The following is a 26263-nucleotide window of genomic DNA, read 5'->3' on the forward strand; positions in this document are numbered from 1 at the left end:
GATGCGAGTGTGGTAACCCACATCCTTGCCGGAGGTCTTCTCTATGTCACGCGTTCACAACCTCCCGAGGAACTACACCTAGCCGACGCCGTCGTGGCGCTCTGGGCGCACAACTGGAATCGGCACTGCCCGCGGCCGCCGGGCGGAGCAGGGTGTCGGCGGGCCCGAATAGGCTGGATGCATGCGTCTGGCCACCTGGAACATCAACTCGATCCGCACGCGCGTCTCGCGCGCCGTCGACTTCGCGGTGCGCGAAGACATCGACGTGCTCGCCTTCCAAGAGATCAAGTGCAAGCCCGAGCAGTTCCCCTACGAGCCGTTCGAGGCCGCCGGGTACCACGTCGAGGCGCACGGCCTGAACCAGTGGAACGGCGTGGCCATCGCCAGCCGCCTTCCGATCACCGATGTGCGCACCTCGTTCGCCGGCCAGCCCGGCTTCGCGAAGGGGCACGAGGGGCCGGACGCGCCGCTGGAGGCCCGCGCGCTCGGGGTCATGGTCGACGGTGTGCGCGTCTGGAGCCTGTACGTGCCGAACGGTCGAGCGCTGGGCGATGAGCACTACACGTACAAGCTGCACTGGCTCGAGGCGCTGCGTACCGCGACGGCCGCCGAGTTGGCCGCCAACCCCGACCTGCCGCTCGCGCTGGTGGGCGACTTCAACATCATTCCGTTCGACCACGACAACGGTGACCCGTCGATCGTCGAGGGCGTCTCGACCCACGTCTCGCCCGCAGAGCGCGAGGCGTTCTTCGCGCTTGAGAAGGCCGGTGTCACCGATGTGGTGCGGCCGTTGATCCCCGAGGGCTTCACGTACTGGGACTACCAGCGGCTGAAGTTCCCCCGCAATGAGGGCATCCGCATCGACTTCGTGCTCGGGTCGCGCACGTTCGCCGAGGCGGTGACCGGCGCGTCGATCCATCGCGATGAGCGCAAGGGCGAGCAGCCCAGCGACCACGTCCCGGTGGTGGTCGACATCGACCGGGGCGACGAGGACGACGACGACCTGCCGATGATCTTCGCCTGACGATGACGATGCCCCGGCTGATCGCCACCGATCTCGACGGCACCCTGCTCGATTCCGATTCATCGGTCAGCCCGCGCACACGCCGCGCGCTGGATGCGGCCCGAGACAGGGGCATCCACGTCGTGCCGGTCACGGCGCGCCAGCCGATCGGACTGCGCGCTCTCGCCGGCGACGCCGGCTTCGAGGAGTGGGCGCTGTGCGGCAACGGGGCGTTCGGCGTGCACCTGACGACGGGGCGGATGCTGTTCGCCGAGGAGCTGCCGTCCGAGACGATCCGCACGCTCGCCGATGCGCTGCGGGAGACGATCCCCGATCTGCTGTTCGCCAGTGTGCGCGAGGGCGGGGAGTCGTTCATCGCCCAGCACGGCTACGCCGAGGTCGCCGCGCTCTCGGATCACAAGCGTGACCCGCGCACGATGGGCGGAGTCGACCTCGACCAGGTGTTGGCCGCACCCAGCCTGAAGCTCGTGATCCGGCATCCCGAGCTCGCCCCGAGTGCGCTGTTCGAGGCACTCACGGCGCTCGGGATGACCGGCTTCGAGGCGACACTGTCGGGTGCGCCGTTCGTCGAGGTGATGGCGCAGGGAGTGACCAAGGCGACCGGCCTCGCCCGCTTGTGCGCGCACCTCGGCGTGCAGCAGCATGACGTGCTCGCGTTCGGCGATGCGTTGAACGATCTCGAAATGCTGCGGTGGGCGGGGCACGGCGTCGCCGTCGCCAACGCTGTCGACGTGGTGCGCGCGGCGGCCGACGAGGTCTCGGTCACCAATGACGAGCACGGCGTCGCGACAGTGATCGAGCGGATGCTGGCGATCTGACGCCCCGGGCGACGTGAGACACTGTAAGTACACGTCGCTAACAAAAGGGGTTGAGCATGACCGGGTCGGCACAGCGACCGCTCGCCATCCGGGATGCGCGCTTCCCGACCGCCGGAACGGCGGACCTCGACCGCGGAACCGTGCTCATCGCCGACGGGCGCGTGGCCGACGTTCTTCCTGCCGGCGCCAACGACCTCCCGGAGGGCACGGCGGTGATCGACGCCGCCGGTCGTGTGCTGATGCCGGGCTTCATCGACGCGCACAGTCACGGCGAGGGCGCCCTCGGACGGGACGACCGCGAGCTCGCCCTGCTGCGTCAGGGCCTGACCGGTGTGGTGCTCGGCCAGGACGGTGTCTCGTTCGCACCAACGACGCCGCAGACCGCACCGCTGAACGAACGCTATTTCGCCGCCGTCAACGGTCCGCTGCCCGCAGAACACCCGCACGGCATGAGTGCGGGGCGCATGCTGGCGCACTTCGCGCGGGCGTCGCGCCTGACGAGCACCCTGCTCGTGCCCGCCGGCACGGTGCGCACGGCGATCAGCGGATTCTCGGCCGCCCCGCTCACCGCCCGCCAGCTCGACGAGAGCGAAGAGATCACTCGCGCGGCGATCAGCGAGGGCGCGACCGGCATCTCTCTCGGCTTGGAGTATGTGCCCGGCGGGTTCGCCGACCCTGCCGAGCTGCGGCGTTACGCCGAGATCGGTGCCGACACCGGGCTGCCGCTCGTCGCGCACGTGCGCGGATACGAGGCCGATGCGCCCGCGGGGCTCGGCGAGCTGATCGCCCTGGCCCGTGACACCGGCGCCCCGGTGCATGTGGCGCACCTGCACGCTCCGGCCGACCTGGCGCTGCCGATCGTCGACGCGGCACTCGACGAGGGCATCGACCTGACGTTCGACGCCTACCCGTACCGTCGCGGCAACACGATCCTCGCCATGCTGGCGATCCCCGCCGCCCTGCAGCAGGAGGGCCCGCACCGCACGCTCGCGGTGCTGGCCGACACGGCGACACGCGAGCGCCTGGAACGCGAGTGGTTCCCCGGCATCGCCGACCTGCTCGGCCGCGTCACCATCAGCGTCGCCGACCACCCCGACTGGGTCTGGGCCGAAGGGCTGCCCCTGCCCGTGATCGCCGAGCGGGTCGGCCGCCCGATCGGTGAGACGGTGTGCGATCTGATCGTCGCAACCGGTCTCGGTGCCGGCGCGATCGTGCAGCAGCCGGCCGCCAACCGACTCGAAGACGTTCGTGCGATCGCCAACCACCGCGCGCACCTGGGCAGCTCCGACGGCATCTTCCTCGGCGGGCATCCGCACCCCCGCGGCTGGGGCAGCTTCTCGCGGATGCTGCGCAGACACGTGATCGACTGGCAGGACTGGACCTGGTGGGAGGCCGCCGAGCACCTGTCCCTGCGCGCAGCGCGGCGGTTCGGTTTCGGCGACCGAGGCCTGGTGCGACCGCACTCGCGCGCGGACTTCTGCCTCGTCGACCCCGCCGCGGTCACCGACCGCGCGACCTACGACGAACCGACGCTGCTCGCCGAAGGCATCGCCGACGTCATCGTGGGCGGCACCCCTGTTCTCGCGGGTGCGGAACTGTGCACGATGGGTGCCGGCACCCTCACCGAAAGGCCCTCACGATGATCGAATCCGCACCGCTGCGCCTGACCAAGGGCCTGGGCCCGAGCCTCGACGATGCCGGCACGGCCGATCTGCACGGCACCTCGCTGTTCGCCGCCGACCGCGACTTTCCGCAGCTCACTCTGGACGAGTCGGCGATCGCGCACAACATCGCCGAGATGATGACGTACGTGCGTTCACGCGGTGTGGCGCTCGCCCCGCACGGCAAGACCGCGATGTCGCCCGCGCTGGCGTGGCGGCAGATGGATGCCGGCGCCTGGGGCATCACGGCGGCGACCCCCACGCAGCTGCGCGTGTACCGCGCCGCGGGGCTGCCGCGCCTGCTGCTGGCGAACCAGCTCGTCGAGCCGGGAGCCATCGCATGGCTGCGTGCCGAGCTCGCCGCCGATGCGGAGTTCGCGTGCCCGGTGTACGCCGACTCCCTTGACGGCCTCGCGCTGCTCGCCGGCCCCGCCGATCAGCGTCCCCTCGACGTGCTGCTCGAGGTGGGGCACCCCGGCGGACGCACCGGCGTGCGCGGCGCGGACGCGCTGCGTGCGCTGGCCGAGCAGGCCGCCCGCACCCCGGGCATCCGCGTCGTCGGTATCGCGACCTACGAGGGCACCCTCGCGGGTGACACCGAGACCGCCAAGGCCGACAACGTACGCGATTTCGCGCGCGAGCTCGCCGCACTGACCCTCGCACTGAACGATGAGGGACTTCTGCCCGAAGACGGCATCGTGTCACTCGGCGGCAGCGCGTACTTCGACGCAGCGGTCGACGGCCTCGTCGACGGCGGTTTCCCCGCCGCGCGCATCCTGCTGCGCAGTGGTGCGTATCTCACCCACGACGACGGGCTCTACGCCCGCACGACGCCCCTCACCCGCGCCAGCGCAGGCAGCCCCGAACTGCGCTCCGCGATCCGGGTATGGGCGCCGGTGCTCAGCATCCCCGAGCCGGGCCTCGTGATCGCACTGTGCGGACGACGCGACGTCGGCTTCGACCAAGACCTTCCCGTCGTGCTCGGCGTGCGCGGCCGCGACGGCTCCGCCGCCCGCGCATTCGCCGGCCGGATCGAGCAGCTCGCCGACCAGCACGCGTTCATCCGATTCGACGCGGATGCCACCGGCGAGACCGCTGCCCCCAGGGTCGGCGACCTTCTCGAGCTGGGCATCTCGCACCCGTGCACCACCCTCGACCGGTGGGGACTCGTTCCGCTCGTCGACGATGACCTGCGCATCCGCGACCTGATCAGACTGCACTTCACCTGAACGCCGATCGTCACCAGAACGCCGAACTTCACCAGAACTCCCAAGGAGAGAAATGACCGACACCACCGTCATCCGCACCGACGCCGCCCCGGCACCCGCCCACGTGTTCTCGCAGGGCCTGCGCAAGGGCAACATGCTGCAGGTCTCGGGCCAGGGGCCGATGGACCCCGAGACGAACACGTACATCGCTGAGGGCGACGTGCACGCGCAGACGCTGCGCACGCTCGAGAACGTGCGCGCGATCCTCGAGGCCGGCGGCGCCTCTGTCGAGGACGTGCTGATGTTCCGTGTCTACCTCACCGACCAGGCGAACTTCCCGGCGATGAACGAGGCCTACGGCGAGTTCGTGCAGAAGTACGTGCCCAGCGGCGCGCTGCCCTGCCGCACCACGGTGTTCACCGGCCTGCCTCACCCCGAGATGCTCGTCGAGATCGACGCCCTCGCCGTCGTCTGAGCGCAGTCCCCCTCGCGGTGGATGCCGACGTGAGCCCCACGCTCTACGGTGGTCTCATGTCGGCATCCTCCCCCCTCGTGCGCACCCCGACCCCGCGGGAACTGCGACAGGACCTGCTCCTGGCCGGGGCGCTGCTGCTCGGCGGCATCATCAGCGCCGGTCTGACGAGCGTCGCGGGCTTCTACGGCGACGAACAGGCACCCCTGTGGACCGCACTGCTGTTCGTCCTGGGCGTCACCGCTCCCCTCGCCCTGCGACGCCGCTGGCCGGCGCTGGTCGCCGTGTTCATCGCAGTGCTGTTCTTCGTCAGCGTCTCGCTGCGGGCGCCCGAGGTGTACGTCATCAATATCGCGATGTTCATCGCGATCTACACGGTGGGCGCCTGGATGAACAACCGGCGAGCGGCTCTGTGGGTGCGTGTCGGCATCATCGTCGGCATGTTCATCTGGCTGATCGCGGTGATGTACCGCGAGGTCCTCACCGGAGCGGATGAGGCCGACGTCACCGCCGGCGCGTTCTCACCCGTGCTGGCCTACATGATGATCCAGGTGCTCATCAACGCGCTCTACTTCGGCGGAGCGTACTACTTCGGCGAGCGCTCGTGGACCGCCGCCCAGCAGCTCATCGCGCTCGAAGAGCGCACCCGCGAGCTCGAGCACGAGCGCGAGGTGACCGCAGCGCAGGCCGTGGCCCTCGACCGCGTGCGCATCGCCCGCGAACTGCACGACGTCGTCGCGCACCACGTCTCGGTGATGGGAGTGCAGGCCGGCGCCGCACGGCTGGTCGTCGATCAGGACCCCGCCCGCGCCAAGACCATGATGGCCGCGGTCGAGGAGTCCTCCCGCGAGGCGATCGGCGACTTCCGCCGGCTGCTCGAAACGCTGCGGGCCCACGACGACGAGCACGACGACTCGGCCGCAGCGCTCACCCTGACCGACATCGAACACCTCGTGCAGGCGTCTCGGGATGCCGGTCTGCCCACCGCCTACACGGTGATCGGTGAGCCGGTGGCAGTCCCCAGCACGGTCGCCGTGAACCTGTACCGGATCGCCCAGGAGGCGCTGACGAACGCCCGCCGGCACGCCGGGAGCGGCGCCACTGCCGACGTGCGCGTGCGCTACGACGCCGATGCCGTCGAGCTCGAAGTGCTCAACTCGGGGCGGGTGATCTCAGCACCGCGCGCCGGTCTCGGACAGATCGGCATGCGTGAACGTGCGCTGGCGTCGGGCGGCACGATCGAACTGCTGCCCCGCCCGCAGGGTGGCTTCCGCGTGCGCGTCACGGTTCCCCTCACCACCGCATCGCCGGCGACATCGGCTACCCGCTCCCCCGTGGTCGCGCGCTGATGCCCGCCCGCCGCCACCGCTCTCGAAGGACGCCATGACCGACTCTCCGATCCGCGTGCTGATCGTCGACGACCACAGCATGCTACGTGCCGGGTTCCGCGCGATTCTCGGCACCCAGCCCGACATCGACGTCGTCGGCGAGGCCGCGACCGGCACCGACGCGGTCGACCTCGCGGCCCGGCTGGCACCCGACGTGATCACCATGGACGTGCAGATGCCCGACATGGACGGCCTCGAAGCCACCCGCCGCATCGTCGGCGCAGGGCACGTGGCATCCGCGATCGCGATCGTCACCACCTTCGACCGCGACGAGTACCTCTTCGCCGCGCTGGAGGCCGGGGCCAGCGGGTTCCTGCTGAAGAACGCCGGCCCCGAAGAGCTCATCTCCGCCGTGCGCGCACTGGCCTCCGGCGACGGGATGCTGGCGCCCGAAGTCACGCGCCGTGTGCTGGCCCGCTTCGCAGCATCCGTCACCCCCGCGCCCGCCGCTCCGCCCGTTCGTGCCACGGCGCCCGCGCACCCCGCGACCGCACTCGTCGCGACCGAAGCGCTCACCGAGCGCGAGAGCGACGTGCTCGCACTGATGGCGGATGCCCGCAGCAACGCTGAGATCGCCTCGGCCCTGTTCATCGGCGAGGCGACCGTGAAGACCCACGTGTCGCGCATCCTGCAGAAACTCGGCGCACGGGACCGCGTGCAGGCCGTTGTGATCGCCCACCGGCAGGGACTGGCCTGACCGTGACACGATCGGGTTCCACGTCGCTGTCGCGCCCCATCGTGGCGGGCATCGTCACGGCCCTGGTCGGATTCACCAGCTCGTTCGCCGTGGTGCTCACCGGACTCGACGCGGTCGGGGCGAGCCCGGCACAGGCGGCGAGCGGCCTGCTGATGCTGAGCCTCACGATGGGCCTGGCCTGCGTCGTCCTCGCGTGGCGGTACCGGATGCCGATCACCGCCGCCTGGTCGACGCCCGGTGCCGCACTGCTGGCCACCGTCAGCGCTACCGAGGGGGCACCCGAGCAGCGCTGGTCGGCGGCGGTCGGGGCGTTTCTGGTGGCCGCGGCGTTGATCCTGCTGACCGCCCTCGTACCCCGGCTCGGCGCCCTGATCGCGGCGATCCCACCGTCGATCGCCCAGGCGATGCTCGCCGGCGTGCTGCTGCCGCTGTGCCTCGCTCCCGTCACCGGCATCGTCGTCAACCCCTGGGGCGTGGTGCCGGTGGTGCTCACCTGGTTGCTGCTGGTGCGGATCGCGCCGCGCTGGGCCGTGCCCGGGTCGTTCGCCACGGCGACCGTCGTCGTGGTCGTCGGCATCGTGAACTCGGGCACGGCGGTCGAACCGGCGCAGCTGCTCCCCACCCTGACGCTGACGGCGCCGACATTCACCGTGGGTTCGATCATCGGCATCGCGCTGCCGCTGTTCATCGTCACCATGGCGTCGCAGAACGTACCGGGCATCGCCGTCATGCGCAGCTACGGCTATGAGGTCCCGTGGCGTCCCGCGATGCTCGTCACCGGTATCGGCTCAGCGGTGGGCGCACCCTTCGGCGGGCACGCGATCAACCTCGCCGCGATCAGCGCGGCCCTGGCCGCGGCTCCCGATGCCGAACCCGATCCGGCACGACGCTGGGTGGCCGGCGTCTCGACGGGAGTGTCGTACATCGCGCTCGGGGCGTGCTCGGCGGTGTTCGTCACCCTGGTGCTGCTCGCCCCGGCCGCGGTGATCCCCGCGGTGGCAGGGCTCGCGCTGCTCGGGGCGTTCGGATCGTCGGTACAGCAGGCGATCGATGACCCCGGCGAGCGCCTACCCGCCGTCGTCACGTTCCTGGTGGCGGCATCCGGCATCGCGGCATTCGGCATCAGCGCGGCGTTCTGGGCACTGGGAGCCGGCCTGATCGTGCGCGGCGTGCTGCACCTGGGGCGGCGCTGAGGGCATCCGCCGTTCCGCATCCGTCGCTTCGTATCCGTCATTTCGCATCCGCCGGTCACCCGCACGACGGATGCCGCAGAATCCGCCCGACGGGGGATGCCACCGAGCACCGCCGATTCGTAGCGTGGAGGCATGCGCTGCACTGAGTGGACGGAGTCGACGTGGCAACACATCTGAGCCTGGACGGCATCACCAAGAGCTATGGTTCCCGGGCGGTGCTCGACAGCCTCCGATTCGACGTCGCCCCGGGGCGACTGACGGGCTTCGTCGGCGGCAACGGCGCCGGTAAGACCACCACGATGCGCATCATCCTCGGTGTGCTCGCGGCCGATGCCGGCACCGTCAGCATCAACGGCGCTCCGGCCACCGCCGCCGACCGTCAGCTGTTCGGCTACATGCCCGAGGAGCGCGGCCTGTACCCGAAGATGAAGGTGCTCGAGCAGGTCGTCTACCTCGCGCGACTGCACGGATTCAGCAAAGCGGATGCCACCGAACGCGCCACCGCGCTGCTGACCGAACTCGGTCTCGGCGAACGCCTGGACGACAAGATCGAGGCGCTGTCGCTGGGTAACCAGCAGCGCGCGCAGATCGCCGCCGCTCTCGTGCACGACCCCGAGGTGCTGATCCTCGACGAGCCGTTCTCGGGTCTCGACCCGCTCGCGGTCGATGTCGTCGCCGGTGTGCTGCAGACGCGCGCCGCGCAGGGCGCCGCCATCCTGTTCTCGTCGCATCAGCTCGATGTCGTCGAGCGGCTGTGCGACGACCTGATCATCATCGCCGACGGAACGATCCGCGCGGCGGGTCCGCGTGCCGACCTGCGCGCAGAGCACTCCGCACCGCGGTGGGAGCTGCAGAGCACATCGGACGTCGGCTGGCTGCGCACCGAGCCCGGCGTGACCGTGATCGACTTCGAGGCCGGCGACGCGATCTTCGACGTCGACCACGACGACACCGCGCAGCGTGTGCTGCGCCGCGCGCTGGCCGACGGCGCCGTCTCGCACTTCGCTCCGCAGCGCCCCACCCTCGCCCAGATCTTCAAGGAGGTCATCCGATGAGCATCCCGACCGCTCCGGCGCGCCCGCGTGCCCTGTCCACCTCACGGGGTGCCTGGCTCGTCGCCGAACGCGAGATCGGCGCGCGTGTGCGCAGCAAGGCGTTCCTGATCTCGACGGTGATCCTGGTGCTGGCCGTGTTCGGTGGCATCCTCTGGATGGGCATCGCCTCCAGCAGCAGCGGCACCACTTCGATCGCCGCGGTCGGTAGCGCCGCCGATGGGCTGGCCGCGTCGGACGCCTACCAGGTCACCGAGGTCGCCGGGCGGGCGGATGCCGAAGAGCTGGTGCGCTCGGGCGACGTCGAGGCCGCGGTCATCGAAGACAGCGCATCGCCGACGGGCGTGATCATCATCGCCGATGAGTCGGCGCCCGACGGGCTGGTCGCGGCGGTATCGGTTGCGCCGACCGTTGAACTGCTCACTCCCGACGCCCCCGATTTCGGGGCCCGGTCCGTGCTGGGGCTGCTGTTCGGCATGGTGTTCATGATGGCGGCGATCTCGTTCGGCACACCGATCACCACCAGCGTGGTCGAAGAGAAGCAGACGCGGATCATCGAGATCCTGCTCTCGGCCATCCCCGCACGGGTGATGCTGGCCGGAAAGGTGATCGGCAACACCGTGCTCGCGCTCGGGCAGATTCTGCTGCTGATCGGCGTGGCCATGGTCGGGCTGATCGTGACGGGTCAGGATGATCTGCTGCGAGGGTTCGGGGCGCCGGCGCTGTGGTTCGCGGTGTTCTTCCTGTTCGGGTTCATCCTGCTGGCGGCGATGTTCGCCGCGGCCGGGTCGTTGGTGTCGCGACAGGAGGATGCCGGCGCGACCCTGACACCGGTGATGTACCTGACGATGATCCCGTACTTCCTGGTGATCTTCTTCGGCGGCAACAGCACGGTGATGACCGTGCTGTCGTACGTGCCGTTCTCGGCCCCCGTGGCCATGCCGATCCGCCTGTTCTTCAGCGAGGCCCAGTGGTGGGAGCCGCTGGCGGCGCTCGCACTGCTGCTGGCGTCGTGCGTGGCGATGATCCTGCTCGGCGCGAAGATCTACGAGAACTCGCTGCTGCGGATGGGCGCCCGCGTCTCGCTGAAGGACGCCCTGCGCGGCTAGGCGCCCCGCTCGCTGGCCGGCTCGCTGGCCGGCTCGCGCGCTCGCCTTCCGCTGAGAAACCACTTCCCGTTTGAGAAACACGCATACACGTGGTTTCTCAAGCGGGAAGTGGTTTTTCACCCAAGGGGCCGGGGCGCGTAGCGCGGCGCACGGGAGCGCGACGGGTCCGGAATATGCGCGTGCATAGGATGGTTGCAGAGTTCGGACGATGGGGTCCTCTTTGACCGACACTCCGAAAGGACCCTCCTGTGAGCAACTCCGTCCTCGACCGCGCCGCCCAGACCGATCACCCCGTGCTCGACGTCCTCGCCGGGCGCTGGAGCCCTCGCGCCTACGAGGCTGAGGCCCCCATCGACGAGGCGAAGCTGGCATCCGCTCTCGAAGCCGCACGGTGGTCGCCCAGCGCGAGCAACTCGCAGCCCTGGCGGTTCATCGTCGCCCGGCGCGGATCGGCGGCGCACCATGGCATCCACTCGGCTCTCGTCGGATTCAACCAGACGTGGGCCGGCGACGCGGCCGTGCTGATCGTCGCAGTGGCCGAGGTCGCGGGCGCCGACGGCGCCCCGATCAGCCACGCGGTCTACGACCTCGGTCAGGCCGTCGCTCACCTGTCGGTGCAGGCGCACCATGACGGACTGCACGTGCACCAGATGAGCGGTTTCAACGCCGCTCAGGTGAGCGAGACGTTCGGTCTCGATGAGCGTTTCGCGCCGATGACGGTGCTGGCGCTGGGTGAGATCGGCGACGCCGCGCGCCTTCCCGAGGTGCTGCAGGAGCGCGAGACCGCCCCGCGCGTGCGCCGTCCCCTCGCCGACACGGTGCTCGTCAACGCCTGACGCCCACCCCTCACCGCGAGGGGGCGGAATCGGATGCTACGCCGTAAGCCGCCAGAAACACATCGAGCGCCGCGGTGACGTGCTCTTCGACCGTTCTGTCGCCCAGCGCCGCGGCGTCGCCGAGCAGCATCGCCCGGTTCACTGGCTCGCCCATGACGAGCCAGTTCAGTTGCGTCGCTGCGCGTGCCGGGTCGCTGACGGCGAGTTCACCGGCCGACGTCAGCACCTCCAGACGCTGGGCCAGCGCCCGGATCGCCTGCTGCGCCCCCTGTTCGTAGAGCTCGCGGGCCAGCTCAGGAAACTGTGCCATGAGTCCGATGACCAGCCGGCGCAGCGCGAGCAGATTCGGCGCGAGCACCGTCTGCAGCTGCTGGATCAACACCCGCTCGAGTTGCTCCCGCGCGCCTTCATCGCCGCTCGCCTCTTTGCGATGCACACGCTCGGTCGCCGCACGGGTTTGCGAGCGCACGAGTTCGAGGAAGAGCGCCTCCTTGGCGCCGAAGTGACCATAGAGCGTCTGCTTGGCAACACCAGAACGACGCGCGATGGCATCCATGGTCACTCGCTCGTAGCCGTGCGCGAGGAACTCGACCTGCGCGGCATCGAGGATCGCCTCGCGCTTCGCGACGGACGAGGGGCGCAGCGCACGATTGGCGCTTGACGTTTTCATACGCATGAGTCTAGTTTGAGAGAAATCACACCGATCAGTCTGGAAAGTGGTGCTCCATGCCCTCACCATCCATGCAGTTCGACGCAGAGCTGGTCCGCGCAAGCGAAGCCGGCGGATGGATCGTGTTCGAAGCACCCGGGTCTGCCGAAGCGTTCGGCACGGGGAAGCCGGTACGCGTCGTGGGCACGTTGGACGCCGTCACGGTGGCTCTGACGTTGCTGCCCTCGGGGCACGGGTACCATCTCGGTCCGGTCAAGGCCGCGACACGCAGGATGCTCGGCAAGGATGTGGGCGACACGATCGCGGTGAGGATCGAGGCCGCAGCGTGAGCGTCCTGACCACGGCGAGAGGCGACCTCATCGCCTACGACGATTCCGGTCCGGCGGATGCCCCCGCAGTCATGTTCATCACGGGCGCCGGCCCGGATCGCGCCGGCGACCCGACCACGAGGGCCACGGCCGAACTCCTGGCCACCCAGGGAATCCGTTCGCTGTTCGCCGACCGCCTGGGACGCGGCGAGAGCGTGTCGAACGGCCCCATCACACTCGACGCACAGCTGGCCGCGATCACCGAACTCGCCGCGATCTCCCGCGCTCCTGTCGTACTCGTCGGCCACTCATCGGGGTGCGCACTCGCGATGCTCGCGGCCGCCAGAGTGCCGAACGTCGCCGGGATGTTCTTGTGGGAAGCGCCGCTCGGCCTCTTTCCCGAAGGAGCGGCGGCATGGTGGGCATCGGTGCGCGAATCGATCGACGCCGGCGACCTTGAGGCGGCGGTCGCGCGATACATGGCCGGGATGCCACCGGAGTGGCTCGATGCGCTGAAGCAGACCCCCGAGTATCCGCGGGTCGTGCTCGGCTGGGTTCCCGATGGTGAGGCGCTGGCCGCCGTCGAGCAGCGCGGGTACGCCACGTCAGCGCCGCTGGTCGCACTCACGGCGACCGAGACGTTCCCGGGCATGGTCGCTACGGCCGACGCGTTGGCGGCCGCCGCCGCGACCGGAACCTCCGAGCGGATGCCCGGATCCGACCACTCCTGGAATGCGGATGCCATGGCGCAACGTCTGGCCGATTTCCTGCATCCGCTCTCCTGACCGCCCCCTGCCCCTCTCACCCCTCCCCCGTCTATTCGTCACAAACCGCCCGAAAACGGGCCCGATAGCGCGGGTTTGTGACGAATAGACGGAGGCGGAAAGGGCCGGGGTCAGGACTGGCTGGTGAGCACCAGGCCGGCGCCGTCGGCCGCGACGTCGACGCGCACGGTGTCGCCATCGTGCACGTTGCCCGACAGCAGCGCCGTCGCAAGCCGGTTCTGCACCTCGGTCTGGATGAGCCGGCGCAGCGGGCGGGCACCGAACACCGGGTCGTAGCCGCGCTCGGCGAGCCAGGCGCGGGCACCCGGGGTGACGGCCAGAGTGAGCCGGCGATCCGCCAGCCGACGCTGCAGCTGATCCACCGACAGCTCGACGATCTGCGCCAGGTCGTCCTCGCTCAGCGCCTGGAACATCACGATGTCATCGAGTCGGTTCAGGAACTCGGGGCGGAACGACTGCCGCACCAGCGCCATCACCTGCTCGCGCTTCTGCTCGGTCGACATGATCGGGTCGATCAGGATCGGCGAGCCGATGTTGCTCGTCAGGATCAGAATCACGTTCGAGAAGTCGACCGTGCGCCCCTGACCATCGGTCAGGCGACCGTCGTCGAGCACCTGCAGCAACACGTCGAACACCTCGGGGTGCGCCTTCTCGACCTCGTCGAGCAGCACCACAGAGTACGGACGACGACGAACGGCCTCGGTCAGCTGCCCGCCCTGCTCATAGCCGATGTACCCGGGAGGGGCACCCACCAGACGCGAGACCGAGTGCTTCTCGCCGTACTCGCTCATGTCGATGCGCACCATGGCGTGCTCGTCGTCGAAGAGGAACTCGGCGAGCGCCTTGGCCAACTCGGTCTTGCCGACGCCGGTCGGGCCGAGGAACAGGAACGATCCGGTCGGACGACCGGGATCGCTGATCCCCGCACGCGAGCGACGTACAGCATCCGATACCGCCGTGACGGCGTCCTTCTGCCCGATCAGCCGCTTGCCCAGCTCGTTCTCGAGGTGCAGCAGCTTCTCGCTCTCACCCTGCAGCAGGCGCCCGACGGGGATGCCCGTCCACGCCGCGATCACCGCGGCGATGTCTTCGTCGCTGACCTGCTCGTTGACCATGCGGCCCTCGCTGGAGACGGCGGCCTCGGCCTGCTCGGCCTCGGCGATCTCGGCCTGCAGGCGCTTGATCGTCTCGTACTCGAGCTTGGATGCCCGGGTGTAGTCAGCATCGCGCATGGCGAGATCACGCTGGGTGATGGCATCGTCGAGCTTCTTCTTGAGCTCGCCGACCCGGTTGAGGCCCTGGCGCTCGCGGGCCCAGCGCTCTTCGAGACCGGCGAGTTCATGCTCCAGACCGGTGAGTTGCTCGCGCAGCGCCGCGAGGCGCTCCTTCGACGCGGCGTCCTTCTCGCGCTTGAGCGCGAGTTCTTCGAGCCGCATCCGATCGACCTGGCGCTTGAGCTCGTCGATCTCGACCGGCGACGAGTCGATCTCCATCTTCAGGCGCGACATGGCCTCGTCGACAAGGTCGATGGCCTTGTCGGGCAACTGCCGGCTGGGCAGATAGCGGTTCGAGAGCGAGGCCGCCGCGACGAGTGCGCTGTCCGAGATCGTCACCCCGTGGTGCGCCTCGTAGCGCCCCTTCAGCCCGCGCAGGATCGCGACGGTGTCCTCGACCGACGGCTCACCCACGTACACCTGCTGGAAGCGGCGTTCGAGGGCGGCATCCTTCTCGATGAACTCGCGGTACTCGTTGAGCGTCGTCGCGCCGATCAGGCGCAGTTCACCGCGGGCGAGCATGGGCTTGAGCATGTTGGATGCCGCCACCGAGCCCTCACCGCCGCCGGCCCCCATCAGCACGTGCAGCTCGTCGATGAAGGTGATCACCCGACCCTCGGACTCGGTGATCTCCTTCAGAACGCTCTTCAACCGCTCCTCGAACTGCCCGCGGTACATCGCACCGGCGACCAGCGCCGAGATGTCGAGCGAGATGAGCTCCTTGTCTTTGAGCGACTCGGCCACGTCTCCCGCGACGATCCGCTGAGCGAGCCCTTCGGCGACGGCGGTCTTGCCGACGCCGGGTTCCCCGATGAGCACGGGGTTGTTCTTGGTGCGCCGGGTGAGCACCTGGCTCACGCGGCGGATCTCGCTGTCTCGACCGATCACCGGATCGAGCTTGCCCTGACGGGCACGGTCGGTGAGATTGATGCCGAACTGCTCGAGGGCGCTCTGCTGCTCTTCGTTCTGTGCGGGGTTGACCATTCGTTCCTCCTGAGGAGACTCCTTAAAACTTGAGTGGGGTTGACTCAAGTTTACCCGGGCGTGTCGGAATCGGCAACCGAAGCCGGCCCGCCGTCACAGCCCGTCGGCGATGGCATCCCAGATCGCGTCGGCGACCACGCGCTTCGTGCCGGAGGCCGTCGCCAGCACCTCGCCCTCGTCTCCGATGACGTGCACCGCGTTCTCGGCCGTCTCGAAGCCCCGCTGCCACCCGACCTCGTTGACCACGAGCAGGTCGACCCCCTTGCGCTCGCGCTTGCGGCGGGCACGAGCGAGCAGTTCTTCGTCGTCGCGCGGAGTCTCGGCGGCGAAGGCGACCACGAGCTGCCCGGGTCGGCGGCGGGCGGCGAGCCCGGCGACGATGTCCTCGGTCTCGACCAGTTCGATGCGTTCGAGGCCGCCGGACTCCTTGGTGAGCTTGCCCGCCGACACCTCGGCCGGGCGGTAGTCGGCGACCGCTGCGGCCATGACGATCACCGCGGCATCATCTGAGACCGCGCGCATGAGCGCCGCGAGCTCGGCCGCCGTACCGACGTGCTCGGTGCGGATGAGCGGATGCTGCGCGGCATCCGCCAGCACGGACGCATCGATGTTCGCGGCCGCGAGCACCACTTCGGCGCCGCGGTCGGCGGCGGCGAGCGCGAGGGCGACCCCCTGCCGCCCGCTGGAACGATTGCCGAGGTACCGCACCGGGTCCAACGGCTCTCGCGTGCCCCCTGCCGAGACGACGACGCGCAGCCCGTCGAGGTCGCGGTCGCCGATCAGCGCGAGGGCCCGTTCGATGATGTGCTCGGGTTCCAGCATCCGCCCCGGTCCGGAGTCGCCGCCGGTGAGTTCCCCGTCGTCGGGGCCGAGGATCGCGACACCGCGTGAGCGCAGGGCGGCGGTGTTCGCCTGCGTCGCCGGATGCTGCCACATCTCGGTGTGCATCGCCGGAGCGACGGCGACCGGGGCCGTCGTCGCGAGCAGCGTGGTGCCGACCAGGTCGTCGGCGAGGCCCGCCGCCATCTTCGCGATCGTGTTCGCGGTGGCCGGCGCGACGATCACCAGGTCGGCGGCTTGCCCGAGCGCGACGTGTCGCACGCGGGCGACGTCCTCGTGCACGCTCGTGGTGACCTGGTTGCGGCTGATCGCCTCCCAGGTGGGCAGGCCGACGAACCGCAGCGCGTCTTCGGTGGGCACGACGGTTACCTCGTGGCCGGCCTTGATCAGCAGGCGCACCAGGTGCACCGTCTTGTACGCGGCGATGCCGCCCGTGACTGCGACAACGATGTTCACGCCTCCGATTCTGCCCCACGCGCGCCGGCCGGGCATCCACGTCCGCTCGGCACCGCCGCATCCGACGGTCATACGCGGCATCGCGTTCGCAACTCCGGAGAAACTTGCCGCTTGGGCCCGTTGCGGGCCTGTTGAGACCCGCACGCGGCAGATTCTCCGGAGTTGTGTACAGTCGGCCGGCGCACCGGGCGCCCATAGACTCGAGCTCATGTGCACCGTGGTGATCGATGTCGAGCCGGGGCAGGCGCGGTTGCTGGCCGTGCGCGATGAGGATCCGCAGCGAGATTGGGACGATCTGGGCACCTGGTGGCCCGAGCACTACCCGGGTGTGATCGGCATCCGCGATCGCCGTGCCGGTGGCGCGTGGCTGGCGTTCGACCCGACGACGCGGCGCCTGGCCGTGCTGCTCAACCGGGCCGACCTCGTCGATCTGCCCGAGAGCGACCTGCGCTCGCGCGGCGGACTGGTGCTCGAGTCGGTCGCGGGCCGTTCGCCCGCCGCACCGGTGCGCACGCACGGGTTCAACCTGCTCGAGGTGACGCCAGAGCACTCCCGCGTGCTCACCTGGGACGGCGCCGCGCTGCGCGAGACGCCGGTCGCACCCGGCGTGCACATGATCGCGCACGACGATCTCGACGACGAGGCGACGGCGCGGATCTCAGCGTGGCTGCCCCGATTCCGCGCCGAGGCGCGACAGACGGCGGATGCCACGGACTGGGCCTCTCATTGGGCCGGCCTGCTCGCCGATACGACGACGCTCGACCCGACCGATGACCGGGCGATCATCCGCGACAACCGCGTACACGGCTACCCGACGTTGTCGCTGCTGTACTGCACGGCCGGGATCGGGGCGGGCGGCGCGGCCGTCGACTCGCACGTGCTGCCCACACCCGGCCACTGGCACTGATCCGCAGCACCACGAGCCAGCAAGCACCATGAGCCAACCGCCCCGCGCCCACCCAAAGCCCACCGACCCCAGGTCGCCTCAGTCGCGCGCGGCGGCCTCTACGCTGTCGAAGACCCGCCCCTGCTCCTCCAGTCCGGCGAACCAGTCACCGCGCCGAGCCACCTCGGCGGCTCCGTCCGGAACGGCGGCCAGGCGCAGCTCGACGCCCGCCCCTGCCAGCTCGTCATCGAGCTCTCGCAGCGCGTCGAGCACGGTCACCGAGAGTGCGCGCTGCTGCGCGGCGTCGAGCACGAGCACGCGCAGTTCCGGCAGGGCGGTGGCCGCATCGAGCACTGCGGACTCGTATGACAGCGCGTTGGCCGTGTAGAGCGGTCCGTGCAGGTGCACGGTCAGCACACCGCCGCGGGGCTCATCGACCGCCAGCCGCACCTTGTTCAGCTCGCGCAGCACCACGACGAACGTGCCGACGACTCCGACAGCGACGGCCACGAGCAGCCCCGCGGTCAGTCCCACGGCGGTCGTCACCGCGGCAACCCAGAAGTCCGACCGGTTCAGCCGCCAGAGGCCGACCATGCCGCGCACATCGATCAGAGCGGCCACGGCGACGAAAACCAGCGCGGCGAGCACGGCCTGCGGCATGAGGCTGAGCACCGGCCCGAGAAACAGCGCGACGATCACCGCCATCGCGACCGTCACGAGGGCGGCCAGCTGCGAACGCGCACCGGCGGCTCGGTTCACCGCGCTCTGCGAGAACCCTCCCGCGGCGGGCAGCACCTGGAAGAACGCGCCGACAGCGTTGACCGCGCCGGCGGCGAACAGCTCGCGATTGCTCTCGATGGGCGGTTCACCGGGGCGGCGGATGCTGCGCGCCACGGCACTGGATTCGAGGAACACCATCACAGCGATCGCAAACGCCCCGGGGACGAGCGCCGCCGCGTGCGCGAACGACGGAAGCTCGAACGGCGGCAGACCCTGCGGTACCGGATCGATCAACGCGACCCCGGCCTCGCGCAGCCCGCTGAAGGCCATCAACGCGATGCCCACCGCGACGAGCACGAGCGGGCCCGGCACCTTCGGCGCGAAGCGCTTGAGCACCAGCAGCGCGATCACCGACCCGACCGATAGCAGCACGGTCGCCGTATTCGCGTCGGGCAGTGCCCGGATCGCGGCGAGGATCGCTCTGAGGAACCCCTCTGCCGACGGTTCGATGTTCTCGCCCAGCAGCTTGGGCAGCTGACCGATCGCGACGGTGGCCCCGACTCCGATCTGCACACCGAGGATGGTCGGCTTCGAGATGTACTCGACCAGACCGCCGAGTTTCAGCATCCGAGCCAGCAACAGGATCACCCCGACGATCAGCGTCAGTGCCATCAGGTCGGGGATCGGGTTCTCGGCGTCGGCTGCGACGCCGGCCGTGAGCAGCGTCGTGGCGCTGAGCGTCGCGATGGTCGAGGTCGTCGACACGCTCATCGCGCGCGATCCGCCCAGCAGGGCGTACACGAGCATCGGCACCATGCAGGTGTACAGGCCGATCTGCACCGGCAGGTTCGCGATGGTCGCGTACGCCATCGCCTGGGGGATCACGACGGCGCCGGCCGACAGTCCGGCCACGACATCGGCCCCGATCCACTCGCGCCGATACCCGCGCAGGGTGGGCGCGAACCAGCTCAGCGCGGCAGGCCCGGAGGCCGGAGTGCTCATCCCTCACCCTGTGCGGGGAACACCTGCGACCAGTCGTCGGCGACGCTGATCACGGTGATGTCGTCGGCGGCGAGCGCCTGCTCGGCGCCCTTGTCGTACGGGGTGTCGCCGCGACCCGACTGATCGTCGTGGTGTACCAGCAGCGCCAGTCCGCGCCGCGCCGTACCGTCGCCGACCGCGAACTGCAGCATGGGCAGGTCGCCGTTCGCGTTGCCGGCGGCCAGCAGCGGGCGCCGTCCGGTGCGGCTCCAGATGCGCACCGGCTTGATGTGCCCGTCGTCGAGGTAGTCCAGGTTCGCCGAGTAGCGCACGGTGCGCGCCTCGGCGTCGTAGGTGAGGCCGTAGGCCGATCCGATGACCCGCTCCGGGGGGATGCCGTAGTACTCCTGTGTGATGCTGCGCATGAAGTCGCGTTCGCCACCCGAGACGATGTAGCAGCTGAATCCGTGGTGCTCCAGATAGCGCAGCAGTTCGCGCATGGGCTGGTAGACGGCCCCCGAGAACGGGGTGCCGAGGGTGGGGTGGGTCGCGGTGCGGAAGAACTCCGCGACGGATGCTGCATACTCGGCCACCGGCATGCCGTCGGTCAGCCCGACCAGGGCTCCCAGCAGCACCTTCAGGTCGCTGTCGTCACCGGCGTAGTGCTTCTCGACGGCGGCACCGAGCCATCCGAGATCCCCGGTCGCGACGGCCCGGTACGGTTGCCGCTCAGCGAGCGAGGGGTCGCGTTTCAGCTCGGCCGCCCACTGCCCGATGATGTAGTCGAGCTGGATGATGACCGGCTTCTCGGACCACAGCGTGCCGTCGTTGTCGAACACGGCGATGCGCTCCTCGACCGGCACGGCGTCCGGGCCCGAGCTGACCGATTCGACGAAGTCGACGATCTTCTGACGGGTGACGGTGTCGTTCCATGAGGGCAGATGGGTCATGACGGCTCCTCCGGTCGTGTCTCTTGTGCATCCTGTCAGGCGCGGCGGCCGCGCGCGAGCATTACGGTGGTGACATGGCCGATGACTCACGTGAGATGGTGCTGATCCCGGCGGGCTCGTTCCGCATGGGGTCGGAGGAGTTCTATCCGGATGAGCGTCCGGTGCACGTGCGTGAGGTCGCGGCGTTCCGCATCGACCGCTTCGCGGTCACGAATGCCGACTACGCCCGCTTCGTCGACGAGACGGGTTACGTGACGGTCGCCGAGCGCCCCCTCGATCCCGCCCTGTACGCGGGGGTTGCGGCCGAGGACCGTGTGCCGGGCGCCATGGTGTTCACCCCGACGAAGGGGCCGGTCGACCTGCGCGACTGGCGCAATTGGTGGCGGTGGCAGCCCGGAGCGCACTGGCGTGCCCCGTTCGGTCCCGGCTCATCGATCGAGCGCCGCGCCGACCACCCGGTGGTGCACGTCGCGTTCGAGGATGCCACGGCCTATGCGACCTGGGCGGGCAAGCGTCTGCCCACCGAGGCCGAGCACGAGTACGCCGCCCGCGGGGGTGAGGACGGCGCCCGCTTCGCGTGGGGGCCCGATCCGTACCCGGGCGGACGTGCCCTGGCCAACTCGTGGCTGGGTCGCTTTCCGTACGACAGCCGAGGCGTCGGTGGCACCGCGCCGGTGGGCTCCTATCCCGAGAACGGCTACGGCCTGTTCGACATGATCGGCAACACGTGGGAGTGGACCAGCGACTACTACACGCCCCGCCACATCGTGCCCACCGACCGCCCCGTCGATGCCGGCAAGCGCCAGAATCTTCTCGCCGCGGGCAGCAAGGGAGAGGGTGAGCAGATCCCCCGACGGGTGCTCAAGGGCGGGTCGTTCCTGTGCTCGCCGGACTACTGCCTGCGGTTCCGTCCCGCGGCACGCTCACCACAGGCGGAGGACACCGGCATGTCGCATGTCGGGTTCCGACTGGCATCCGATCTCTGATCCCGGCGAGCGTCACCCGCCCCGGGTGACGCCCCTCCCCCGCGTCGGCACCCTCTGACTAGCGTGATGCCCACGATGCGCGCGCTCCTGCGCGCCGTTCGAAGGGAGCACGATGACCAAGGAGTTCCGGGGCAAGATCGCCCTCGACGTCCGCGACTCGGTCGCCGACTGGGGCCCGTACGAGCGACCGAAGGCACCTGAGGGGGCGCCGAACATCCTCGTCATCCTGTACGACGACACCGGGATGGCCTCCTGGTCGCCGTACGGCGGCCGCATCAACATGCCCACGCTCGACCGGCTCGCCGCGAACGGGCTGACGTACACGCAGTGGCACACCACGGCGCTGTGCTCGCCGACCCGCTCGACGATGCTCACCGGCCGCAATCACCACGCCAACGGCTACGGCGTGATCACCGAGGCGACCAACGGCTTCCCCGGCGCTTCCGGCTACATCCCCGACGAGTGCGCGACCATCGGTCAGGTGCTGCAGCAGAACGGCTACTCCACCTTCTGGCTGGGCAAGAACCACAACGTGCCCGAAGAGGACGTCTCGACCGGTGGCAGCAAGCAGCAGTGGCCGCTGTCCATGGGCTTCGACCGCTTCTACGGCTTCCTCGGTGGCGAGACCAACAACTGGTACCCCGACCTGGTCGAGGACAACCACTTCATCGACCCGCCGGCCACGCCCGAGCAGGGGTACCACCTCTCGCAGGACCTCGCCGATCAGGCCATCCGCATGATCCGCGACCAGAACGCCTCGAACCCGTCCAAGCCCTGGTACACCTGGTTCTGCCCCGGCGCCAACCACGCACCGCACCACGCACCGAAGGAGTACATCGACAAGTACAAGGGCGCCTTCGACGACGGGTACGACGCCTATCGCGAGTGGGTGCTCGGTCGCATGATCGAGCGCGGAATCCTGCCCGAGGGCACCGCCCTCACCCCCATCAACCCGATGCCCGACGACCAGGCGAACGCGGCCGACTACGTCAAGCCGTGGGACACGCTCTCGGATGACGAGAAGCGCCTGTTCGCCCGGATGGCCGAGGTCTTCGCCGGATTCAGCGAGTACACCGACGCGCAGATCGGCCGGGTCATCGACTACCTCGAGGACTCCGGCCAGCTCGAGAACACCCTCATCTTCTACTGCGCCGACAACGGCGCCTCGGGCGAGGGGTCGCCGGACGGCTCGGTGAACGAGAACAAGTTCTTCAACGGTTTCCCCGACGACCTGAAGGAGAACCTCGACAAGATCGGCGTGCTGGGCGGGCCCGAGACCTACAACCACTACCCCACCGGGTGGGCGACGGCGTTCTCGACCCCTTTCCAGATGTTCAAGCGCTACTCGCAGTTCTCGGGCGGCACGTGCGACCCGATGGTCATCCACTGGCCGGCCGGCATCACCGCCAAGGGAGAGATCCGGCACCAGTACCACCACTCGACCGACATCGTCGCGACCGTGCTCGATGTGATCGGCATCGAGATGCCCGAGGTGTTCCGCGGCGTCGAACAGCGACCACTCGACGGGGTGTCGATGAAGTACTCCTTCGACGCGCAGCCCGACGGGCCGACCGAGAAGAAGGTGCAGTACTACACGATGATCGGCACCCGCGGCATCTGGAAGGACGGGTGGAAGGCATCCGCGATCCATGCGCCGCTGACCGGCCACGGCCGGTTCGACGAAGACCGCTGGGAGCTCTACCACGTCGATGAGGACCGCTCCGAGTCGAACGACCTCGCCGCCTCCCACCCCGAGAAGCTGAAGGAGCTGATCGACACCTGGTTCTCCGAAGCCGAACGCAACCATGTGCTGCCACTGGATGACCGCTCGGCGCGCGACCAGCTGACGATCGAGCGGCCGCAGTCGGAACCGCCGCGTTCGCGGTATGTCTACTACCCGCACACCAGCGCGATCGCCGAGAGCGTCGCCGTGAACGTGCGCGGCCGCTCGTACAAGATCATCGCCGACGTCGACCTCGCGGCCGGCGACGAGGGAGTGCTGTTCGCGCACGGGTCGCGCTTCGGCGGGCATTCGCTGTTCATCAAGGACAATCGGCTCACCTACGTGTACAACTTCCTCGGTATTCCGCCCGAGCAGACTTTCACGTCGGGCGAGCTGACGCCGGGAAAGCACGCGCTGGGTATGGAGTTCATCCGAGAAGACGCGGGAGAGCACGGCGAGTCCCTCGGCACCTGCAAGCTGTACATCGATGACCAGGTCGTCGCCGAGGGACCGATGCGCGCTCAGGTGGGCAAGTTCTCGCTCGGTGGTGACGGGCTGTGCGTCGGCTACGACAACGGCGACCCGGTCAGCGCGCAGTACGCCAGTCCGTTCACATTCACCGGCACGCTACTCGGTGTCGGCGTCGACGTCAGCGACGAGCAGTACCTCGACCTGGAACTGGAGGCGATGGCCGCTCTGGCACGCGAATAAGGACACCGACTACAGACAGCGGCGCGCGTCTGCGCCATTATTGCTTTGTTGCCCGTGAAATCCCGATGATGAACGCATCGGGATCGCAGGCATCGCCGACTTTCCCAAGAAAGGAAAACACAATGGGGTTCTGGGATTTCTTCTGGTACATGATCTGGGCGTTCTTCTTCGTCGCCTATCTGATGGTGCTGTTCTCAATCATCGGTGACATCTTCCGCGACCATAAGCTCAACGGCTGGTTCAAGGCGATCTGGATCGCCTTCCTGATCTTCGTGCCGTTCCTCACCGCGCTGGTCTACCTGATCGCCCGCGGGCGGGGAATGGCCGAGCGCAGCGCCGCTTCGGCTCAGCAGGCGAAGGACGCGACCGACGCGTACATTCGTCAGGCGGCGGGCAAGAGCCCGTCGGATGAGATCGCCGATGCCGCGAAGCTGCTGACCGCAGGCACGATCACCACCGAGGAGTACGAGAAGCTCAAGGCCAAGGCTCTGGCCTGAGAGTAGTCAGACACGAAGGGCGTCCGGTTGCTGCCGGGCGCCCTTTCGTCATGCCGGAAGCGGTTCGTCTCGGTAGAGCGCTTCGAACGTGTCGAGCGTGCGGTTGATGTCGTGCACGTTCACCCCGTCGAGCGATGCCCGTTGCATCCGCTCGTACTCCTCCGGCGCGGCGGTGAGCACGCGCGTGAGCTTGTCGACGAGGTCGTCGACGTTCCCCGGCTCGAACAGATAGCCGTTCTCGCCGTCGTGCACGAGGTGCGGCAGCGCGACGGCGTCGGCCCCGACGACGGGAAGAGCGGATGCCATCGCCTCCATCGTCACGATGGACTGCAGCTCGGCGATCGACGCGATCGCGAAGACCGATGACCGCGAGTACAGCTCGCGCAGCTGCTCATCGGACACCCGCCCGTGGAAGGTGACGCGGTCCGAGAGACCGAGCTGCGCGGTGAGCGCCTCGAGGGCCTTGCGCTGATCGCCTCCGCCGGCGATGTCGAAGGTCACTTCGAGAGCCGGGTCGAGCTTGGCCAGGGCGCGCAGCACGACGTCGACGTGCTTCTCGCCGGTGAGGCGCCCGACGAACAGGATGCGGTTCTTCTCGCGCGGCCCGATCACCGGCGTGTAGTTGCGGCGGTCGATGCCGCACGAGATCGGTACGACGCCCTCGATGTCGATCGTGCTCTCGAGGAAGTCGGCGGCCCGGCGCGTCGGCGTCGTCACCGCGCGGGTCATGTCGAAGGTGCGCTCGGCGTCTTCCCACGCGAACTTCAGCACGATGCGGTTCAGGAAGTCGGGCATCGTGGTGTGGTCGAGGATGTTCTCGGCCATCACGTGATTCGTGGCGACGATCGGAATATCGCGCTGTCGTGCAATGCGGGCCAGGCCGCGGCCGATCACGATGTGCGACTGGATGTGCACCACGTCGGGCTGCACCTCCGTGAGCACCTTGCGGGCGTAGTGCTTCGAACGCCACGGCCAGATGAACCGCAGCCAGTCGTGCGGCAACCAGCGCACCGACGGAAGCCGGTGCATGGTCATCGGTTGCCCCTCGATGACCTCGGTGCGGGCGTCCGTGCGCCGGTAGCGGGTGTTCGGCGCGATCACGTGCACCTCGTGCCCCCGCTCGACCAGACCCGCCGCGAGACGCTCGGCGAAGCGGGCGGCCCCGTTGATGTCGGGGTAGAAGGTGTCGCATCCGATGAGGATCTTCAGAGGACGTCCGGAGTCGGCAGAGCCTGTCGAGTGGTCGTCGGAGGAGGATGTCACGAAGGATGCTGCCTATCTGTCGCTCAGGGCCGCATGGCGCGGCCGGGGCGCACGCCACTCTACCGGAGGGGGCTGTATCGTCCGGGGCGGCGAGCCGTAGCATCCGACACCCGCGCTCCCAGCGGGAAGCCGGGACGCTCGCGTAGCGTGGGAGCATGCGTCTGACTTCGTCTGCCGACTCCGAACTGTGGATGCCCGTGACCGGGTCGCTCGGGCTGCGCGGGCGCCGGCACCGCAAGGCCGCCGTGCGGATGCTGATGGCGCAGGCGAACGCATCGCTCGGACACGACAGCCGGCCCGGGTCTCGGGTCGGTGCGTGGCTGGCGAGCCAGGCGATCCCGCTGGCGATGCGCAAGGCCGACGGACGGGTGCTCGCCTGGACGTGGAAGGCCGATCCCGAGCTCGTCGTCGCCATGGCCATGGCGCAGGAGCTCACCCCGCAGCTGCGCATGGCACGGGCATCCATGCCCATGGAGTACGACGACACCGAGAACTTCCCCACCCCGCTCGGCGTCGGCGAAAAGCTGCTGATGCCGACGCCGCCGAACCCCGCATCGCCGCCGTCGGCGACGTACACGTGGGACACCGGCACGCACCTGATCACGCTCAACGCCGTCAGCGGCGACCGCGAGCGCTTCGGGACGGTCGAGCGGGCGCTGGATGACCTCGCGCGCAGCATCCGCATCGCCGATGACCTCACCGCGGGCGAGTCCGACGTTCTGCGCCTCCCCCCGGCCTGACCCGCCTTCTTCCCTCTATTTGTCACAAACC

24 protein-coding genes are annotated in these 26263 nt (G+C 69.2%); 18 read left to right on the plus strand and 6 right to left on the minus strand.

Features of this window, described 5'->3' with window-relative positions; genetic code table 11:
- Positions 1-181: 181 nt before the first annotated feature.
- The 11 genes from ACLD0U_RS07965 (at position 182) to ACLD0U_RS08015 (ending at position 11458) form a co-directional block, all read left to right on the plus strand.
- Complete coding sequence (locus ACLD0U_RS07965; protein ID WP_179409744.1) at positions 182-1024, plus strand: exodeoxyribonuclease III; 843 nt, start codon at positions 182-184, stop codon at positions 1022-1024.
- Between the two features lie 2 nt (positions 1025-1026).
- The gene (locus tag ACLD0U_RS07970; RefSeq protein WP_242519361.1) at positions 1027-1842 is read left to right on the plus strand and encodes a Cof-type HAD-IIB family hydrolase; all 816 of its coding nucleotides are present in this window, start codon (positions 1027-1029) and stop codon (positions 1840-1842) included.
- A gap of 56 nt (positions 1843-1898) precedes the next feature.
- Positions 1899-3485, plus strand: a complete 1587-nt coding sequence (locus tag ACLD0U_RS07975) for an N-acyl-D-amino-acid deacylase family protein (protein ID WP_410340285.1) — start codon at positions 1899-1901, stop codon at positions 3483-3485.
- Entirely contained in the window at positions 3482-4732 is a 1251-nt protein-coding gene (locus tag ACLD0U_RS07980; protein WP_410340286.1) for an alanine racemase, read from the plus strand. The genes ACLD0U_RS07975 and ACLD0U_RS07980 overlap by 4 nt, the downstream gene beginning before the upstream one ends.
- Before the next feature lie 52 nt (positions 4733-4784).
- Positions 4785-5186, plus strand: coding sequence for a RidA family protein (locus tag ACLD0U_RS07985; RefSeq protein WP_179409741.1), 402 nt, complete (start codon positions 4785-4787; stop codon positions 5184-5186).
- A 56-nt stretch (positions 5187-5242) separates the two neighbouring features.
- Positions 5243-6532, plus strand: coding sequence for a sensor histidine kinase (locus ACLD0U_RS07990; protein WP_179411745.1), 1290 nt, complete (start codon positions 5243-5245; stop codon positions 6530-6532).
- Between the two features lie 34 nt (positions 6533-6566).
- Positions 6567-7268 carry a response regulator gene (locus ACLD0U_RS07995; RefSeq protein ID WP_410340287.1) on the plus strand — a complete coding sequence of 234 codons (702 nt, stop codon included), beginning with the start codon at positions 6567-6569 and terminating at the stop codon, positions 7266-7268.
- Positions 7269-7270: 2 nt separating this feature from the next.
- Complete coding sequence (locus ACLD0U_RS08000; RefSeq protein ID WP_410340288.1) at positions 7271-8461, plus strand: benzoate/H(+) symporter BenE family transporter; 1191 nt, start codon at positions 7271-7273, stop codon at positions 8459-8461.
- A gap of 161 nt (positions 8462-8622) precedes the next feature.
- Positions 8623-9516: an ABC transporter ATP-binding protein gene (locus ACLD0U_RS08005; RefSeq protein WP_410340289.1), complete on the plus strand. Its 894-nt coding sequence runs from the start codon at positions 8623-8625 to the stop codon at positions 9514-9516.
- Entirely contained in the window at positions 9513-10622 is a 1110-nt protein-coding gene (locus ACLD0U_RS08010) for an ABC transporter permease (RefSeq protein ID WP_410340290.1), read from the plus strand. Before ACLD0U_RS08005 ends, ACLD0U_RS08010 begins: the two co-directional genes overlap by 4 nt.
- Positions 10623-10870: 248 nt before the next feature.
- Positions 10871-11458 (plus strand): nitroreductase family protein, encoded by a 588-nt coding sequence (locus tag ACLD0U_RS08015; protein ID WP_410340291.1) that lies wholly within the window; start codon positions 10871-10873, stop codon positions 11456-11458.
- Between the two features lie 10 nt (positions 11459-11468).
- Here ACLD0U_RS08015 and ACLD0U_RS08020 read toward each other — a convergent pair whose 3' ends face one another.
- On the minus strand, positions 11469-12128 hold the full coding sequence (locus ACLD0U_RS08020) for a TetR/AcrR family transcriptional regulator (RefSeq protein ID WP_410340292.1): 660 nt from the start codon (positions 12126-12128) through the stop codon (positions 11469-11471).
- Between the two features lie 56 nt (positions 12129-12184).
- Here ACLD0U_RS08020 and ACLD0U_RS08025 point away from each other — a divergent pair, with 56 nt between their 5' ends.
- Both ACLD0U_RS08025 and ACLD0U_RS08030 read left to right on the plus strand, forming a co-directional pair.
- Positions 12185-12457, plus strand: coding sequence for a DUF1905 domain-containing protein (locus tag ACLD0U_RS08025; RefSeq protein ID WP_410340293.1), 273 nt, complete (start codon positions 12185-12187; stop codon positions 12455-12457).
- On the plus strand, positions 12454-13221 hold the full coding sequence (locus ACLD0U_RS08030) for an alpha/beta hydrolase (protein ID WP_410340294.1): 768 nt from the start codon (positions 12454-12456) through the stop codon (positions 13219-13221). The genes ACLD0U_RS08025 and ACLD0U_RS08030 overlap by 4 nt, the downstream gene beginning before the upstream one ends.
- A 110-nt stretch (positions 13222-13331) precedes the next feature.
- Here the strand turns inward: ACLD0U_RS08030 and ACLD0U_RS08035 are convergent, their stop codons facing one another.
- Together ACLD0U_RS08035 and coaBC are read right to left on the minus strand one after the other, a co-directional pair.
- Complete coding sequence (locus ACLD0U_RS08035; RefSeq protein ID WP_410340295.1) at positions 13332-15479, minus strand: ATP-dependent Clp protease ATP-binding subunit; 2148 nt, start codon at positions 15477-15479, stop codon at positions 13332-13334.
- A 93-nt stretch (positions 15480-15572) separates the two neighbouring features.
- A complete protein-coding gene (gene coaBC, locus ACLD0U_RS08040) occupies positions 15573-16775 on the minus strand; it encodes a bifunctional phosphopantothenoylcysteine decarboxylase/phosphopantothenate--cysteine ligase CoaBC (RefSeq protein WP_410340296.1) in 1203 nt (400 codons plus the stop codon).
- Between the two features lie 208 nt (positions 16776-16983).
- Between coaBC and ACLD0U_RS08045 the strand changes: the two genes are divergently transcribed.
- Entirely contained in the window at positions 16984-17682 is a 699-nt protein-coding gene (locus ACLD0U_RS08045) for an NRDE family protein (protein WP_410340297.1), read from the plus strand.
- 78 nt (positions 17683-17760) lie between these two features.
- Here the strand turns inward: ACLD0U_RS08045 and ACLD0U_RS08050 are convergent, their stop codons facing one another.
- Together ACLD0U_RS08050 and ACLD0U_RS08055 are read right to left on the minus strand one after the other, a co-directional pair.
- Positions 17761-19383, minus strand: coding sequence for a SulP family inorganic anion transporter (locus ACLD0U_RS08050; RefSeq protein WP_410340298.1), 1623 nt, complete (start codon positions 19381-19383; stop codon positions 17761-17763).
- Positions 19380-20312, minus strand: coding sequence for an HAD family hydrolase (locus tag ACLD0U_RS08055; RefSeq protein ID WP_410340299.1), 933 nt, complete (start codon positions 20310-20312; stop codon positions 19380-19382). Before ACLD0U_RS08055 ends, ACLD0U_RS08050 begins: the two co-directional genes overlap by 4 nt.
- A 95-nt stretch (positions 20313-20407) precedes the next feature.
- Here ACLD0U_RS08055 and ACLD0U_RS08060 point away from each other — a divergent pair, with 95 nt between their 5' ends.
- From ACLD0U_RS08060 to ACLD0U_RS08070, 3 genes are all read left to right on the plus strand, one after another.
- Positions 20408-21298 (plus strand): formylglycine-generating enzyme family protein, encoded by an 891-nt coding sequence (locus ACLD0U_RS08060; RefSeq protein WP_206824163.1) that lies wholly within the window; start codon positions 20408-20410, stop codon positions 21296-21298.
- A 112-nt stretch (positions 21299-21410) separates the two neighbouring features.
- A complete protein-coding gene (locus ACLD0U_RS08065; RefSeq protein ID WP_206550998.1) occupies positions 21411-23732 on the plus strand; it encodes an arylsulfatase in 2322 nt (773 codons plus the stop codon).
- 122 nt (positions 23733-23854) lie between these two features.
- Positions 23855-24229, plus strand: a complete 375-nt coding sequence (locus ACLD0U_RS08070) for an SHOCT domain-containing protein (RefSeq protein ID WP_179409727.1) — start codon at positions 23855-23857, stop codon at positions 24227-24229.
- Between the two features lie 48 nt (positions 24230-24277).
- Here the strand turns inward: ACLD0U_RS08070 and ACLD0U_RS08075 are convergent, their stop codons facing one another.
- Complete coding sequence (locus ACLD0U_RS08075; protein WP_410340300.1) at positions 24278-25492, minus strand: glycosyltransferase; 1215 nt, start codon at positions 25490-25492, stop codon at positions 24278-24280.
- Positions 25493-25647: 155 nt separating this feature from the next.
- Between ACLD0U_RS08075 and ACLD0U_RS08080 the strand changes: the two genes are divergently transcribed.
- Positions 25648-26232 carry a hypothetical protein gene (locus ACLD0U_RS08080; RefSeq protein WP_179409725.1) on the plus strand — a complete coding sequence of 195 codons (585 nt, stop codon included), beginning with the start codon at positions 25648-25650 and terminating at the stop codon, positions 26230-26232.
- Positions 26233-26263: the final 31 nt, after the last annotated feature.

Source organism: Microbacterium sp. 2216-1, from assembly GCF_046507855.1.
In the GTDB taxonomy this organism is placed as follows: Bacteria; Actinomycetota; Actinomycetes; order Actinomycetales; family Microbacteriaceae; genus Microbacterium; species Microbacterium esteraromaticum_C.